15 protein-coding genes and 1 pseudogene are annotated in these 15,891 nt (G+C 49.8%); 1 reads left to right on the forward strand and 15 read right to left on the reverse strand.

Translation table 11 applies throughout. From position 1 onward, the window contains the following. Positions 1–101: 101 nt before the first annotated feature. From GC097_RS20815 to pth, 6 genes are all read right to left on the reverse strand, one after another. Complete coding sequence (locus GC097_RS20815; protein ID WP_171685242.1) at positions 102–1,808, reverse strand: putative polysaccharide biosynthesis protein; 1,707 nt, start codon at positions 1,806–1,808, stop codon at positions 102–104. 139 nt (positions 1,809–1,947) lie between these two features. Then, positions 1,948–2,490: a stage V sporulation protein T gene (gene spoVT / locus GC097_RS20820; RefSeq protein WP_171685243.1), complete on the reverse strand. Its 543-nt coding sequence runs from the start codon at positions 2,488–2,490 to the stop codon at positions 1,948–1,950. 245 nt (positions 2,491–2,735) lie between these two features. Beyond that, entirely contained in the window at positions 2,736–3,770 is a 1,035-nt protein-coding gene (locus GC097_RS20825) for a peptidylprolyl isomerase (RefSeq protein WP_171685244.1), read from the reverse strand. Between the two features lie 34 nt (positions 3,771–3,804). Continuing rightward, positions 3,805–7,332, reverse strand: coding sequence for a transcription-repair coupling factor (mfd, locus tag GC097_RS20830; protein WP_171685245.1), 3,528 nt, complete (start codon positions 7,330–7,332; stop codon positions 3,805–3,807). Between the two features lie 92 nt (positions 7,333–7,424). Beyond that, positions 7,425–7,652, reverse strand: a complete 228-nt coding sequence (fin, locus tag GC097_RS20835) for an anti-sigma-F factor Fin (RefSeq protein ID WP_167059133.1) — start codon at positions 7,650–7,652, stop codon at positions 7,425–7,427. Between the two features lie 128 nt (positions 7,653–7,780). Continuing rightward, positions 7,781–8,341: an aminoacyl-tRNA hydrolase gene (pth, locus tag GC097_RS20840; RefSeq protein ID WP_171685246.1), complete on the reverse strand. Its 561-nt coding sequence runs from the start codon at positions 8,339–8,341 to the stop codon at positions 7,781–7,783. Between the two features lie 127 nt (positions 8,342–8,468). Here pth and GC097_RS20845 point away from each other — a divergent pair, with 127 nt between their 5' ends. Continuing rightward, complete coding sequence (locus GC097_RS20845; protein WP_171685247.1) at positions 8,469–8,669, forward strand: hypothetical protein; 201 nt, start codon at positions 8,469–8,471, stop codon at positions 8,667–8,669. Between the two features lie 82 nt (positions 8,670–8,751). On the opposite strand, the gene GC097_RS20850 is transcribed toward GC097_RS20845, so the two are convergent. The 9 genes and pseudogenes from GC097_RS20850 to yabG form a co-directional block, all read right to left on the reverse strand. After that, complete coding sequence (locus tag GC097_RS20850) at positions 8,752–9,390, reverse strand: 50S ribosomal protein L25 (RefSeq protein ID WP_171685248.1); 639 nt, start codon at positions 9,388–9,390, stop codon at positions 8,752–8,754. 142 nt (positions 9,391–9,532) lie between these two features. Continuing rightward, complete coding sequence (gene glmU / locus GC097_RS20855; RefSeq protein WP_281364324.1) at positions 9,533–10,936, reverse strand: bifunctional UDP-N-acetylglucosamine diphosphorylase/glucosamine-1-phosphate N-acetyltransferase GlmU; 1,404 nt, start codon at positions 10,934–10,936, stop codon at positions 9,533–9,535. Between the two features lie 139 nt (positions 10,937–11,075). Then, the gene (gene spoVG / locus GC097_RS20860; protein WP_028557369.1) at positions 11,076–11,360 is read right to left on the reverse strand and encodes a septation regulator SpoVG; all 285 of its coding nucleotides are present in this window, start codon (positions 11,358–11,360) and stop codon (positions 11,076–11,078) included. Between the two features lie 118 nt (positions 11,361–11,478). Further along, on the reverse strand, positions 11,479–11,862 hold the full coding sequence (locus tag GC097_RS20865) for a RidA family protein (RefSeq protein ID WP_376768413.1): 384 nt from the start codon (positions 11,860–11,862) through the stop codon (positions 11,479–11,481). 4 nt (positions 11,863–11,866) lie between these two features. Then, positions 11,867–12,703 carry a pur operon repressor gene (gene purR / locus GC097_RS20870; protein WP_171685251.1) on the reverse strand — a complete coding sequence of 279 codons (837 nt, stop codon included), beginning with the start codon at positions 12,701–12,703 and terminating at the stop codon, positions 11,867–11,869. A gap of 233 nt (positions 12,704–12,936) precedes the next feature. Then, a complete protein-coding gene (gene ispE, locus GC097_RS20875) occupies positions 12,937–13,791 on the reverse strand; it encodes a 4-(cytidine 5'-diphospho)-2-C-methyl-D-erythritol kinase (RefSeq protein WP_171685252.1) in 855 nt (284 codons plus the stop codon). 343 nt (positions 13,792–14,134) lie between these two features. Then, a pseudogene (locus GC097_RS20880) lies at positions 14,135–14,305 on the reverse strand (small, acid-soluble spore protein, alpha/beta type); the annotation flags it as partial. Between the two features lie 152 nt (positions 14,306–14,457). Further along, the gene (gene veg, locus GC097_RS20885) at positions 14,458–14,733 is read right to left on the reverse strand and encodes a biofilm formation stimulator Veg (protein ID WP_028557365.1); all 276 of its coding nucleotides are present in this window, start codon (positions 14,731–14,733) and stop codon (positions 14,458–14,460) included. 262 nt (positions 14,734–14,995) lie between these two features. Continuing rightward, complete coding sequence (gene yabG / locus GC097_RS20890; RefSeq protein WP_171685253.1) at positions 14,996–15,871, reverse strand: sporulation peptidase YabG; 876 nt, start codon at positions 15,869–15,871, stop codon at positions 14,996–14,998. Positions 15,872–15,891: the final 20 nt, after the last annotated feature.

Raw genomic sequence — 15,891 nt, forward strand, 5'->3', positions numbered from 1 at the left:
ATGTGTGGGACCCGATCTGGATCCAAAAGGCTGAGGCTGCCACGGCATGGGCAGCCGCGGGGGCAATGACAAGTGCTACGGCATCTGCAGCCGCAGGAGCCCTACCGGCCGCCGGAACGCCCCGCCGGCCAGATCCGAGCCAGGACCGGCGCCAGCTTCCGGTCCAGCTCCGGCATCAGCCGCAGCTCCTCGCGGCTGACGCTGCCGCTGCGCAGCAGCGCTAGCCCGTAGACGGCCGCGCCGCCGGCTACCCCAACCAAAGCGATTACGCTGGCGCTCAATCGCTCAGACACGTGCCATGCCGCAGCAGCGGGCATGGCCAAGAACTGCAGCGCTGCGAGGCAGACACCCATCGCCACCACGCCCAGCGTGGGTGCGATGACGTACGGCCGCAGCGCGAAGCGCGCCCCGGTGCAGCGGCGCAGCTGCACCAGATTCAGCCCCGCCGCAGCGGCGTAGGCGATGACCGCGCTGAGCGCGGCGCCGTTGATGCCCCAGCGGGGCATGAGCACGACGTTGCCGAGTGCTTTCAGCACGATGGCAACGAGCAGGGCCTGCACCGGCGTACGGACCGCGCCGGCGCCCTGCAGCACGCTGGCCGACACAGCGTTCAGCGTGCTGAACAAGGCCGTAAAGGCAAGAACAGCCATCGTCAAGCTGGCCTCGTCGTTTTTGTACAGCATCACATTGATCGGCATCGCAGCAAAAGCAAGTCCGAAAGAGGCGCCAAGACCAATAAGCCAAGAAAGCCGAACAGACATCTCCGCCCGGAAACGCAGCACGTCTATCTGCCCTCTCGCCTTCGCATCCGCCATCGCGGGAACAAGCACAGCCGACATCGAGGAAGCGATCATAACAACTAGCTGGACGAGCGGCAGCCCGCGGTTGTATAAACCAAACTGCCGAATAGCCTCAAGCTCGCTGCCTTGCGACGCTTCAAGCAGCCGCGGCATCGTAAACGTGTCGACCAATGTCAGCAGGGGCACAACGACCGCGCCTAAGCAGACAGGAATCGCATAAGCTGCGATGCGCCTCGTCCACTGCCAAGAGGAAAGGACCTTAAAGCCGGGCTTCCTTGCACCCTCCTGATCACCAGAATACTTTTGACGCCGCATTGCTTTACGCCAATATACATACATAACGAGCAGCCCTGCACCGGCGCCGGTTACAGAGCCAAAGGTTGCTCCTGCAGCAATCCACTCCTCGTCATACGCTAGAGCCGCCAAATAGAGCAGTAAGGCAACCATCGTAATGACGCGAATCAACTGCTCAATTACTTGAGAAACTGCGGTTGGCACCATGTTGTGATACCCTTGGAAATAACCGCGTAGAACAGCCAAGGTCGGAGCTACAAGAAGCGCAAACGATACGCTTCGGATCGCCCTCTCCGTTTGGCGGATCCCAATCCAGCTTGCAATCTCACCCGCTCCAAAGTAGAGCAGCATAAACAGGACGATGCCAGTAACCAGCAGCACAACTCCGGAAATACGGGCGATGCGCCTAGCCTCCTGATGATCGCCATGAATGACGCTCTCTGCCACAAACTTGGATACGGCGACGGGAAAGCCCGCTGTGGCCGCGAATAAAATCAAAATATAAAGCGGATAAACCGCATTATAGATACCAAAGGCCGCGTCCCCTGCTACATTTTGCAGCGGGATTTTTTGCAGAGTGCCCAGCAATTTAGAGAGTACAGCGGCGGCTCCCAGTACGGCAGCCCCCTTCAACAGCTTGACGTTACCCTGTTTTCCGACATTCTGCTGGAGCCCCTCTTGATCCATTTGATGCTCCTTGCCGGTTTTCCCCATCCTGCTTCTCCTCTACCTGAAGTGATCCAGCGATACATATACACGTATTATAACGAAATAGGCCATGGCAGACAAAAAAAGCTTCTCTTACAGATGAACATCACCTCAGTAAGGAAGCCTTTGTGTCTTATAATTTTGTCTACTGCTCCATCTGTTTCGCCAGAAAGCCAGCCGCTGTTTCTACCATCTTCACTTCCATGTTCCCCATCTTAACACTCTCATCCTTGGAGATTAGAATAACAGATCCAATAGGATCGCCACCCGCTACAATCGGAGCCGCCACGAAGGAAGAGAACGTTTCATTCGCATCTTTAATAATCTCAAACGTCCCTGGATTGCTCTCCAATATCGGTTTCCGGTTTTCCATACAAGATTCGATGATGGACCCCACCGACTTTTCCAAGAAATCCTTTTTGGATCCGCCAGCCATGGCAATAATCGTGTCCCGGTCTGAAATCATGGCAACATGATTAGTGCTCTCAAATAATGACTCTGCGTATTCCTTCGCAAAATCACCAAGCTCGCCAATAGGCGAATATTTCTTCAGAATCACTTCACCATCGCGATCCACAAAAATTTCCAACGGGTCGCCTTCACGAATTCGCAGTGTGCGTCGTATTTCCTTGGGGATGACTACTCTCCCTAAATCATCTATCCGACGGACAATTCCAGTTGCTTTCATACCTCTAGATGCCTCACTTTCCGCTCAAGAATTAGATACGACAGGAGCATGAAATCTTGTATGCTAGATCGGGATTTGGTGGGAACTTGAATTCTATCCATAGTATTCTTCACTTCCCAATCTTCTATGCAGTCGCTTCTGCTAAGGAATTTTTCTTTATGTAGCTTTGCACCCTGCTGCGATTATGTTGTCCAAAAATAACAAATAAAAACAGGATGTCCATAATCGGACATCCTGGTAAGTTCTTACTTTGCCGCTGGGCTAGCTGCTGGACTTGCAGCAGGGCTTGCCGCCGGAGCAGGGTTTGCTTCCGGTTTAGGCAGATTATTCGTTTCGATCAAGTTCGGATATTCTTTCTCAGCAAATTCAGTCAAGGATTTCTCTGCAAGCTGAGATTTAATTTGTGTTTTAAGCGTATCATCAAGTTGTTTCGTGCTTCTGGATTCCACTTTCATCACGTGGTAGCCAAAAGAGGATTCAACCGGATCGGAAATTTTGTTCAAAGGAAGTGTGCTTGCCGCATCTTTAAATTCAGGCACCCATTGGTTGATGTCTGCATCTTTATACGTACCGCCGGCATCTTTGGAACCCGGATCATCGGAATACTCTTTCGCTAGAGCCGCGAAATCTCCGCCTTGATCCAATTTGCCTTTTACTTCTTTCGCTCTAGCCAAGGCTTCATCCTTCGTACGCAGATCCTTCTGAGTAGCTGCATCTTTCAAGGAAATCAGAATATGGCTCACAGTTGCGATATCAAACGCATGCGCGGCTGCTTGCTCGTTGTAGGAATCTTGTACTTCTTTGTCAGTAATTTTGCCTTCCATGCTGCCCATCGTGTAGAAGCTCATTTTCATCAAAGATTCGATGTCTTTTAACTCGATGCCGTTATCTTTCAACTGCTTGTCCATTCCGCCTTCTTGCTTGCCGAAGTAATCCGTAATAGCCTTCATTTGCTCGGCGACTTGCTTGTCAGCATCCGCCTTCACTTTATCATCGGCTTTCGCGGACAACACGCGGAAAGTAACCATTTGCTTCAACATATCTTGTTGAAAAGCCGGATCTGCCATGAACTGAGCCAGTTGCGGCGAGAACATTTTGTTCACGTTGATGAAAGAATCGAACTCGGCGCGAGTGATTTTGCCGCCTTCTTTGTAAGTGGCAATCACATCAGTCGGCTTGCCTGTTGCTGCTGCAGTCGGGGAAGGTGAAGCTGTTGCTGCACCCTCCTTTTTGCTGCCGCATGCACTCAATACAGAAAATGCAAGTAGCAATGCTACCATGCTTAATATCCATTTTTTAGAAAAAAGTCGTTTGCTAGTATGATTTGGCAACATCCTTTAATTCCCCTTTCGTTTTCAGAACATCCTTATATTGTACCAGAAATTTCTCCAACAACTCGATGGAAGCTTCTGGCTTCATACCTTTGGAGCGGATAACAATATGCAACTGCGGGTCTGCGTTGAGCTTGATTCGACCGTCAAAGCCTTTGGACAAATTGAGCAGCTTCTGTCCATCCAGCCTGCCATTTTGGTCAATATGCACCTTGATTAGGTAATCATCCCCTTTTTGGCTGATCGATTCAATACGGTACTCCGCGCCATATGCTTTCAAGCGAGCCACTGACAGCAAGTTGAATACGGCCTGAGGCAGATCCCCGAAGCGGTCCACAAGCTCATCATGCAGGTCTGCGGCTTCCTCCAATGTGCGAATGGCGGCCACTTTTTTGTAAATTTCGATTTTTTGCATGCTGTCGTAGATGTAGTCGGATGGCAGATAAGCATCCAATTGTATATCGATGGAAGTGTTCCATTCCGGTTCCGGTACAGCCGCTTCCCCGTCTATTTCTAGTTTCAGCTTTGCAATTTCTTCGGCTAACATTTGGGAATAGAGGTCAAAACCTACGGAAGCAATGAAGCCATGCTGCTCTGCACCCAGCAAGTTCCCTGCGCCGCGGATGGACAAATCCCTCATGGCAATTTTAAAGCCTGAACCAAGTTCTGTAAACTCTTTAATCGCTTGCAATCGTTTTTCCGCCACTTCCGTGAGCACTTTATCCCGCTGGTATGTGAAATATGCATACGCTACGCGATTCGATCGCCCTACGCGACCACGCAGCTGATACAGCTGGGAAAGCCCCATTTTATCGGCGTCATGAACAATAAGCGTATTGACATTCGGGATATCGACACCCGTCTCGATAATGCTCGTACTGACGAGCACGTCGTATTCTCCATCGAGGAAATCGAGGATCGTCTTCTCCAGCTCCTGTTCGCCCATTTGTCCATGTGCGACGGTCACGCGGGCATCCGGTATCATCATCGAGATTTGATCGGCGATCTGCGTAATCCCTTGAACCCGGTTATAGAGATAATACACTTGACCCTCACGGGCAAGTTCCCGCTCAATCGCTTCTCTGACAAGCGTCGGGCCATACTCCACCACATAAGTTTGGACAGGGAAACGATTCTCCGGCGGCGTCTCAATAACGGACAAATCCCGCACTCCGAGCATGGACATATGCAAAGTTCTTGGAATCGGCGTTGCGGTGAGCGTCAGCACGTCCACATTCGTTTTGAGCCGCTTCAGCTTTTCTTTGTGGGACACGCCAAACCGCTGCTCCTCATCGACAATCAGCAAACCGAGATCTTTGAACTGCACATCTTGCGACAGCAGCCGGTGCGTGCCGATGACAACGTCAACCGTCCCTTTTTTGACGCCTTTCATGACTTCCGTCTGCTCTTTTTTGGAGCGGAAACGGCTGAGCACTCTCACATTAAACGGATAGCCTGAGAACCGCTCGCGGAAAGTCTCGTAATGCTGCTGCGCCAAAATCGTCGTCGGTACCAAGACAGCGACCTGCTTCCCGTCAATAGCCGCCTTAAATGCCGCACGAACGGCCACTTCGGTCTTCCCGTAACCAACGTCGCCGCAAAGCAAGCGATCCATCGGACGCGATTTCTCCATGTCGTTCTTAATTTCTTCAATCGCACGAAGCTGATCCCGCGTTTCATCGTAAGGGAACATCGCTTCGAACTCATTCTGATAGGAGCTGTCTTTGCTGAAGCCGTAGCCGGTCGTGGCCTGACGCTCAGCGTAGAGCTTGATCAGTTCATCCGCAATATCCTTCACAGATGCCCGTGCCTTGCTCTTCACTCTAGCCCAATCCGCTCCGCCAAGCTTATAAACCTTCGGTTCTTTCTCTTCCGAACCTACATATTTCTGAATGAGATCAATCTGGTCAATCGGCACTGACAGCTTATCGCCGCCAGCGTACATGATGTGCAGATAATCTTTATGGATTCCGCCTACTTCGAGCGTACCTATACCGACGTATTTCCCGATCCCATGGTTCACATGAACAACGTAATCGCCAATTTTAAGCTCTTGATAGCTCTTGATGCGCTCGGCATTCTCCAGCTTTTTCTCGACCTTGCGGGCTTTCCGCTGCTTCTGCGTGAAGATTTCGCCTTCCGTAATGACGACCAAATGGATCGAAGGCAGTTCAAACCCTGTTTGCAGATTGCCATCTACAATTTCCGGCACTTCGATCTGGTAATCATTCAAGACACGCCGCACCCGTTCGGCGCGTTCTTCGCCGTTCGCAAGAAGAATGACGTTGGCGCCATTCTTCTTCCAGCGCTCCATTTCCGCTTTCAGCAGATTCATTTGCCCGTGGAAGTTTTGCATCACACGACTGACGAAGTTCACAATGTTTTGCGGTTGAATGCCCACGACCTGACGCAGGAACAGCGACAAATACAAGGTCGGAAACGGTCTGCGGTGCAGCAGCGTTTCATAGGATTTGGACAGCACAAAAGCCGGCAAGCTCTTCCCCTCTGTCAGCGCATGCATCATCCACTCCGCCTCGTCGCGTTCGAGCTGCTTCGCCGTCTCCAGCAAACGCGCCGGCTCGTCGATGATCAGCACCGCATCCTTAGGCATGTAGTCTATGAGGGTCTGTCTTTCCGTATATAAAAGCGAAATATATTTATAAATGCCCGGAAATGTCTGCCCTTCGCGGAGCAGCTCAATATCCTGTCCAATCCCTTCGAGCAGGTTATCTTTCGCAGACCGGTCGGTCATTTTCTCCAGTTGCGCTTGAAGCAGCTCGTACGCGTGCTGCGCTGCGGATTGTAATCGCTTTCGGTCCGCTTGAATCTCACGGCAGGGAGGAATCGTAATCGCCTGTAATTTATCTATTGACCTCTGGTCACTCACATCGAAAGTACGGATAGAGTCAACATCGACATCAAAAAGCTCAATACGAATCGCATTTTCCGACGTCAGTGGGAACAAATCCAATATGCCGCCGCGAACGCTCATTTCCCCTTTGGTCTCAACCCGCTCCACGCGTTCGTAGCCCATATTGGATAACGTGCCGAGAAGCGTATCCAGTTCAACGGTATCCCCTACCTTAACGGTAATCCGGGATTCTTCGAAAACTTGCTTGATCGGAAGCAACCTGCGGACTCCGGCGAACGGCGCGATCACAATCCCACGGTAACCGCCTGCCAGCTTGGTGAGCACATCGATTCGCTGTGCCAGCATCTCCGGACTGGAAGCTGCTTCTTCCGCCGTCAGAAGCTCTTGCGACGGGTAGAGCAGCACATTATCGGCTGAGAGGCACTCTAGCAAATCCTCCGCTATTTTTTGAGCGGCAAACATATTATGAGTAACAATGAATAGCGGGCGCGTTAGCTCTCGCGCAAGAGTTGCGATCATCACTTGCTTAGAGGAGCCGGTAAGTCCGGCAACGAGCTGCTCTTTCATCTCGGACCTGATGCCTGTCACGATCGTTTGGAAGTCGGTATCCGCAGAAAAAGCCTGAATTAAAGCTTGCAAACAAGTACACTCCTCTCACAAAAAGAAGCCTTGGCACACTTGCCTCGGCTATTAACTCTTCATCTTCATCATTTTACTTCAACGAAATTCTGTTACTGCAAGGGACTAGCCAGCAAAGACAGCTCTGGATTGGCTTCCAGCGCCTCGCGGCAGTAGTCGCAAACAACCCTAACCGTAACATCTCCGTTCGTGTTATACGATATTATATCTCTACGCTCATCGGGGGTCAAGAAATGGAAACCCAACTGCTGCTCCGTGATCGCATGTTGATTAATTTCCCCAACAAACGTGTGGCAATGCCTGCAAATATACTTAATCATATGTATGCCTCCTTCGACGATTCGATTACATCCTAGTATGGCCATTCTCCGGAGAAATTAGCCGAATATACCATTATCATTTTCGAATAAGGGCTATGCATACAATACGTAGAAGCAAGCTGCAGACTTTATTTGTTGAATTTGCCCATCGTCTTCTCGAAAGGTTCGTCAAGACTCGACAACATCGCTTCGCACGTCAGATCCAGCACATCGCCAAGCGACTTCATCTCTTCCTTGGAGAAGTTCGACAGCACATAATCGGCAATATTATAGCCGGGAGCCGGTCGGTTCACGCCCACGCGAATGCGGTTAAAGCTCTGCGTCCCGGCATGCTGAATAATCGACTTAATTCCGTTATGACCGCCTGCGCTCCCTTGATAACGAAGTCTGATCTGGCCAAAAGGCGTATCCATATCATCATAAATGATGACAACATCCTCCACCTTCGCTTTATAAAAGTCCAAGACCGCTCTCATCGATTCGCCTGAAAGGTTCATATACGTCATTGGCTTCAGCAAAAACACCTTCGTGCCGTTCACGTTCCCCTCTGCGAGAAGTCCTTTGCCCTTGTTTTGAAAGGAACTTATTCCCCATTTGGCGGCAAAACGATCAATCGCCATGAACCCGACATTATGCCGGTTCATCTCATATTGTTTTCCCGGGTTTCCCAGTCCGATAAAACATTTCATTTTCTTCCAGTTCCTCCTAGCCGTTTGCTAAAAAATCCTTGGCGTAACCTGCATCTAACGGTTATTGTTTACCTATATGTAACGAAAGCGCACCAACAAATTCTTAGCTGCGGGTGAATTATTGAATATGTATCTAAACGGTCAACAACTTACAAGCGATCATCATTTTCAAGATCATATAGATGCCGGTATTCCCGTCCAAGTATACTATCAAAATCTGCATAAGGATATAGGCTACATTGAAAATTACAACCCGCATTTTATTAAAGTCAATAATACGTTCTATAACCGAAACACGCACGTTATTGTTTCCCGGCCAGGATACTGACTCATCTTGAGATCCGCCTGATTGAAGGGTAATTAAATAAAGGATACCCTTAGCACATCGCGGAGGGTACCCTTCTTTTAACTTATACCGTCTGTTCTTCTTTCGCTTGCTCGCCTGCTTCGCTTGGCTTATCCTCTTTGCCCTGCGTAGCAACGTCCTCTGGAGCTTCTTTCTGAGGCGCCAGGATCGTGAGAACGAGCTCATTCGGATCGGACTTCACTTCAATCGTATCCGGCACCGTGAGCTCGCTAACCAGCATGTTTTCGCCGATGCCTACGTGTGAAATATCGACCGTGATCGAAGCCGGTATCTGATTGGGCAAACAGCGGATTTCCAATTCATGCAATTGAATCTGCAGAATGCCGCCTTCCTTCGCCCCTTCGGCCTCCCCGACGAATTCCAGAATAACCACGGTTTTGACCGGCTCGTCCATATTGATTTGATGAAAGTCAACATGGAGCAGCTCCCGGTTAAGCGGGTGGCGCTGAATTTCATTGATCATAACCGGCTGTTTGCCCCCGCCATCCGGCATGTCCAGCTCAATAACGGCATGCGGGCTCTTGCGGAGCAGCGCCATTAGTTCCTTCTGATCAACGGTAATGACCGTTACCGCCACCTTCTTGCCGTACACGACTGCAGGCAGCTTGCCGTTCACACGCAGCTGCTTAATATCAGATTTCGTTGCGTCCTTGCGGGCTTCCGCTTTCAATGACAATGCCATAAGAAAAAGAACCTCCTAAGAGTTTTGCTCAGCACACTTACTTTCGTAAACGACGCCAAGTGGGTAACAGCTAGTTCATAGCGTACCCAACCTTAAGAAGTTCCATCCAAAATCCCCCTCGTGAGGGAGATTTGACTTTTTCCTACTCTTTTTTCGCTTTACTGTCCTTCTTCGCTTTCATCCGTGCTTTGATTTTATCTGCATAGCCCGGTTTATTCGTTTGTCTTTCACGCGCGATAGCCAAATCGCCGTCGTTAACGGCGTGTGTAATCGTAGAGCCTGCGACGACATAAGCACCGTTGCCAATTTTCACAGGAGCAATTAAGTTGACATTACTGCCTACAAACGCATCGTCCCCGATTTCAGTTAAACTCTTATTGAAACCGTCGTAGTTCACCGTAATTGCGCCACAGCCAAAGTTAACGTTCGTGCCGACAACCGCATCTCCTACATAGCTTAAGTGAGATACTTTCGATCCATCGCCCAGCGTCGCATTCTTAATCTCGACGAAGTCGCCGATCTTCACTTGCTTGCCAAGTTTCGCTCCGGGTCTCAAATAAGCAAACGGCCCTACACTAGCCTCATTATCCACATAAGCGTCTTGAAGAACGGATTGCTTAATCGTAACGTCATCCTTCACAACGGAATCGATAATCTCGGTTTGAGGTCCGATCGTACACTGCTCGCCAATCACCGTTTTCCCACGCAAAATAGTACCCGGCAGCAGCACGGTATCCGCTCCGATCACAACCCCTTTTTCAATATAGGTGTTGGCAGGATCGATAATCGTAACCCCGTTCAGCATGTGCTCACGGTTAATGCGCGCTTTAAACAGCACTTCTGCTTCAGCTAGCGCTACACGGTCGTTCACACCGATAGACTCTGCGGCATCTTTCATGCAGTAGCCTTGTACCGTTTCCCCGGCGCCCGTTAGGATGCCGATGACATCGGTCAGGTAGTATTCATTCTGAGCATTGTTGTTTGTCACAGAGCCCAGTGCTTTGAACAGCTTCCGGTTATCGAAAATATAAGTGCCTGTATTGATCTCCTGAACAGCCGCTTCTTCGCTGCTGCAGTCCTTTTGTTCCACAATTCGCGCAACTCTGCCATCTTCACCGCGAATAACCCGGCCATACCCCTGCGGATCATCGAGCTTTGCTGTCAGGATCGTCGCCGACGCGCCCGAACGCTGATGCAGTTCAAGCGTACTCTTCAGCGTAGCTTCCGAGATCAACGGCGTATCTCCGCAAATGACCACCGTCGTGCCGTCTTCATCGCCAAGCATATCTTTCGCTTGCAGAACCGCATGACCGGTTCCGCATTGCTGCTCCTGCAAAGCATATTCAACCTGGTCTCCCAGGTAACTCTTTACCGCTTCCGCTCCAAATCCAACAATAACTAGAGTTCTTGTTACTTCTATTTGCTGAAGCGTGTCCATAACGTGCCCCACCATCGGTTTACCTGCAACCGGATGAAGCACCTTATACAGCTTTGATTTCATACGCTTACCTTGTCCTGCAGCCAACACAATCGCCATGAGCTTCAATGCCTATTCCAACCCCTTTATTAAAAATAACTGTATGCATATATACGTAATAATCGAATTAAAAGTTCATTACCAATGATAGCATCAATGCCACCCAAATGAAAAGAGAGCCCCAAAGGGCTCCCTCAATAATTATTCGCTATGCGCCTTCTTCAATAACCTCTTCCTCTACTGCCGCACGGTCGTATTCAGCCAATACAGCAGCTTGAATCTTCTCGCGTGTAGTAGAAGAAATTGGATGAGCGATATCGCGAAACTCCCCATCTGGCGTACGCTTGCTTGGCATTGCCACGAACATGCCGTTATTCCCGTCGATAACACGTATGTCGTGTACAACGAACTCGTTATCGATGGTAATGGAAGCGATTGCTTTCATCCTCCCCTCGGAGTTGACCCGGCGGAGCCTTACATCTGTAATTTGCACTTGTGTTCACCACCTTTTTCCATCTCTGAGACTTGGGTGTAATATTCCACATCATCGTGCAAATTCCTTCTTATTTTTTTGAAATTTTCGATAATTTTATACAATCTTAATGTTACTGTTAAAATTCGACAGGAATCTCAGCAATTAACTCTATTTCGACAAAAACATCGCGTGGTAATCTGGCCACTTCGACAGTCGATCTAGCCGGTTTATGGTCGCCAAAGTACGTCGCGTAAATCTCATTGAGCTCTGCAAACTGATTCATATCCTTTAAGAAAACAGTCGCTTTCACGACTTGTCCAAAAGATGAGCCTGCCGCTTCCAGCACGCCTTTCAAGTTGGCGAACACTTGGTGCGCTTGCTCCTTAATGCCGCCCTGCACGATTTGCCCATCCAAACCGAGCGGGATTTGTCCCGAAGTAAACAGCAAATTGCCGAACTTAACCGCCTGCGAGTAAGGTCCGATAGCAGCAGGCGCTGCCGTTGTTGAAATGAATTCCATCGTTTTACGCATCTCCTTTTTTACTATCAAAATAATTGCCTGGCTCTACCGTAATTTGTTTGGTCTTGGAATCAACGCCATACAACCGGGCCAGCGATATGTAATGATCCACTAAACGCTCTTCGACTTCAACGGATTCCATAAAGACGCCAACCCCTTGGACAGTGGCTTTGAATTCCGCCAGCAAATCCATCATGCCATGAATTGTACCGCCTACATGCATGAAATCGTCGATGATGAGCACTTTCGATTCCTCTTTCAAGGCGCGTCTTGCCAGCGACATGGTCTGAATGCGCTTATTAGAGCCCGAAACATAGTTAATGCTCACCGCTGAACCTTCAGTAACCCGGCCGTCCCTGCGGACAACAACAACCGGCAGATTCATATAAGTAGCCGTCGCATAAGCGAGCGGAATGCCTTTCGTTTCTACAGTCATAATCACATCAATATCACGACCTGCGAAAGCAGATGCAAATGTTTTGCCAATTTCATTCAAATACTGGGGCTGCCCCATGATATCGGACATATATAAGTAACCGCCGGGCAAAATCCGTTCAGGCTGCTGCAGCTGCAGGCAGAGCTGTCCAATAAACTTCAAGGATGTTTCCTTCGGCACCTTCGGTGAAAACTTCACACCCCCGGCTGCGCCCGCAAGCGTTTGCAGCTCGCCGAGTCCCTCTTCTTCAAAAACTTCTTTAATAATCGCCAAATCCTCACTAATGGAGGACTTCGCTGAGTTGTAACGCTCGGCAAAAGTCGTTAAAGGAATTAACGAATGGGGGCGAAACAACAAGTATTGCGTCATTTCTACCAGCCTAGCGCTCCTTTTCAACTTTTTCATCGCACTACCCCCCAAAAATCCGAATAATATAAAGAAAATATACCACTTTTATACGTATTTATTCAAGCTTAGCATGAAAAATAAATTAACATGGACCTCACACAATACTAACACAATGAAAAATCAGCAAGAAGCGAACCTCTCCACAAAAAAAGGACCGCCTAGGCAGTGGGCCTGACGGCTTTCCAGGTTGCACGATACGCAACCTCTATCAATTCAATCGTTACTTACTGCTAGGTCAACATCCGCACCGCATATACATCCTTGCAGAAACCCCGAAGCCCGTTATAAATCCGCGGCACCTTCGCTTCCTTCGAGACAAGACCGAATACCGTTGGCCCGCTTCCGGACATCAACACGCCGTCTGCTCCCAGACGCTGCATGCATTCCTTCAATTGCCGGACCTCCGGATAAAGATCCAGCGTCACTTCTTCCAGCACGTTGCCAAGGTTTCCGCAGAGCTGATCGAACTGCTTCTCGCGAATCGCCTTCATCACACTCTCCGTAGATGGATGATGCTTGATCTCACGGGCATTCAGCTTCCCATAAATCTCCGACGTGGACACATTGATGGGAGGCTTGGCCAATACGACCCAACACTGCGGCGGCGAGACGATCGGCTCCAGCTTTTCTCCGCGTCCTCTGGCGACGGCCGTTCCTCCTGTTACACAGAAAGGCACATCCGATCCAAGCTCAGCGCCAAGCACCTGCAGCTCCTCCATAGGGATGTTTAAATCCCAAAGCCGGTTCAAACCTCGGAGCGTTGCTGCTGCGTCGCTGCTGCCCCCTGCCAGTCCAGCTGCCACAGGGATCTTTTTATCCAAATGAATGTAGACGCCTTGTTTGACGTCATAGCGATCTTTGATTAGACGTGCAGCCTGAAAGGCCAGGTTCTTCTCGTCTAGCGGAATGTAGCCCGCCTGACTGGAAATAATGATGGTGTCCCGTGAAAGCTCTTGCATCTCGATCCGGTCAGCCAAGTCGACCATCGTCATGACCATCTCTACTTCATGATAACCATCCGGTCTTTTATGTAAAACATCTAAGGATAAATTAATTTTAGCCGGTGCTTTTTCAAAAATTTTCAACAGGATCACCTTCTTTTGCTCGTTTGCCGTTAAAATATTATAACAAAAGCGCAAAAAAAAAGCTAAAGCATTCGCTTTAGCTGTAATAGGGACGTTGTTCGGCCTGTACCGCTTGTTGAGACGCCGATGCCACGGGATTCCATCCCGCATGCGCCGAGCCGCCTGGTGAAGCTGTCTGGCCGTAAGAAGGCGTGTAGGCAGGCTTAACAGTCGCCGCTTGCTGCCCATACATCTGAGGCGATTGTACAACCTGCTGGTTATACATCGGCGTTTGCGAATAGCCTGGCGGCATAGCGTTGGGCTGACTGTAAGATGTTTGCGGTGTGGGGCCAGAGGATGAATATTGCTTCGCCAACTGTTCCTCCGCGATTTGAATCGCTCGTTTCACCATATTCCCCGCATCTTTCGTGCGGATGCCTTCCCAGCCTTCACGCTGCACGACATCATAGAACCCCAGATCTTTGGCCAGCTCATTTTTGAAACTTTCGGACATAACACCTCTTCTGCGACTCATAAAAAAACCTCCTTCTCCTGAGCCTAGCGTGAGCTTTGACTGAACAAAGCCGCCAGCGTAAGCATAAAGTAAGGTTAGTATGCCCAGTCGCGCAAGGTCCATTCAAATGCAAAAACAGACCCTCGGGTCTGCTCATATAGAAACTATTTAAGCTAATGTTGGATATAGGTGATACGAACCTGGCCGTCATCATTGCACACCGTAACTTCAACAGATTCGGTAAGGATGTCGGCGTAGCTGTAAGACACTCGTTTAAAGGCGTGTGATTCTTGGTCAAGCTTCACGATAAACACAGAAGGGTAGGTTTCTTCTAAAACACCGGAACGTTCGACAGTCTTTCGACGGCCACCATTCGCTCTCAACATGATCTTCTGCCCGACGTGGGGCTCCAAACTGCGTTTGATTTCCAATAGCGCATTTTTTGCCATTGTCAACTACCACCTCTTTCCTTGTTAATTATAACCCAAACTGACAAGCATGTCAAACAGGGTCAAATATTATATCAGCACCACAATCCAGTTGTCAACGGCATTTTCACCTAATTTCCGAATTCCCCATTGTACAGGTTGTCTCCAAAGTTCGCAAATTATTCACACTTTTCCAATAAAAAAAGAACACTCCCCCGGCACCTCCCTCTCAATGAGGAAAGCATCAGGCAAATGTTCTTTAAATAATCTATATGAGCACCAGTTACACATGCTCCTCTGTGTGTTGTTGAATACCCGGAACGCCCATCCGGTAGCTGCCGCGCGTCTCTACCCCGCCTAAACCGTCAAGCCCCGTCACCGTCAAGTCCATAATATCCAGCATGGATATTGTCTCCTTCACGGATGTGTAGGATAGCTTTGCCGCTATGCAAAGCGGGTCTAGTGCGTGGATGAGGATGCGCGCGGGTGAGCTCGCGAAATTAGCCCCCGCCCGAAGCAATGCCTCAAAATGAGACTGGCACGCACCGGCCACGATAATCATCGCGTCGCGGTTGCGTTCATACTGCCGGGCGATCTGAACGGCGTTCACGAAGTTCTGTGAATTCTTATAGCTGGCCAAACCGCTAGGTCCTGCGGTTTTACGATGCTTAAGTATTCCGTCATGCCCCGTGATGACGACAATGTCCGGCTTAATTTGCGGGAGCAGCCGGTGGAGCGCGTCGGCCATTTGCGATTCCGGAATGTAATACCCCTCTGCCGGCACGCGAAGCTCGCCATAGAGCAGCATGCTTTTACGCAGGTAGGTCGGATCTCCGTCCAAATGCAGCACTTTGCCAGGGACTTCAAAATACCCTGCACTGGCTTTCTGATTATGGGCGACGGTGAGGTGATTCTTCTCCTGCAGTTGCACCTGGGCTACCGCCAGCCTCCGCAATGTCTCGCGAAATTCGGGCGAGCTCGACCTGGGATGGTCGATCGCCTCTGCCGGGTTCGTCAGCGTTAAGTCCACTAAAGGTGCATCCGCAAGCAGTCTATAATCGACGCCGCGCAGAATGGCCTTCATCTGATCAATGCGTTCAATCTTAAACATGACGTCGCCGCCATAGGATTTACGGGTTACAAAGTCTCCTTGCCTCATCGCACAAATCCCCTCCTAGG

It is taken from the genome of Paenibacillus planticolens, assembly GCF_013141725.1.
GTDB classification, from domain to species: Bacteria; Bacillota; Bacilli; order Paenibacillales; family NBRC-103111; genus Paenibacillus_E; species Paenibacillus_E planticolens.

Bases quoted from the DNA above. Each gene is read 5' to 3' on its own strand.
- GC097_RS20815 (WP_171685242.1), bottom strand. From the start codon at position 1,808: ATGGGGAAAACCGGCAAGGAGCATCAAATGGATCAAGAGGGGCTCCAG.
- spoVT (WP_171685243.1), bottom strand. From the start codon at position 2,490: ATGAAAGCAACTGGAATTGTCCGTCGGATAGATGATTTAGGGAGAGTA.
- GC097_RS20825 (WP_171685244.1), bottom strand. From the start codon at position 3,770: ATGGTAGCATTGCTACTTGCATTTTCTGTATTGAGTGCATGCGGCAGC.
- fin (WP_167059133.1), bottom strand. From the start codon at position 7,652: ATGATTAAGTATATTTGCAGGCATTGCCACACGTTTGTTGGGGAAATT.
- pth (WP_171685246.1), bottom strand. From the start codon at position 8,341: ATGAAATGTTTTATCGGACTGGGAAACCCGGGAAAACAATATGAGATG.
- GC097_RS20845 (WP_171685247.1), top strand. From the start codon at position 8,469: ATGTATCTAAACGGTCAACAACTTACAAGCGATCATCATTTTCAAGAT.
- GC097_RS20850 (WP_171685248.1), bottom strand. From the start codon at position 9,390: ATGGCATTGTCATTGAAAGCGGAAGCCCGCAAGGACGCAACGAAATCT.
- GC097_RS20865 (WP_376768413.1), bottom strand. From the start codon at position 11,862: ATGGAATTCATTTCAACAACGGCAGCGCCTGCTGCTATCGGACCTTAC.
- purR (WP_171685251.1), bottom strand. From the start codon at position 12,703: ATGAAAAAGTTGAAAAGGAGCGCTAGGCTGGTAGAAATGACGCAATAC.
- veg (WP_028557365.1), bottom strand. From the start codon at position 14,733: ATGGCAAAAAATGCGCTATTGGAAATCAAACGCAGTTTGGAGCCCCAC.
- yabG (WP_171685253.1), bottom strand. From the start codon at position 15,871: ATGAGGCAAGGAGACTTTGTAACCCGTAAATCCTATGGCGGCGACGTC.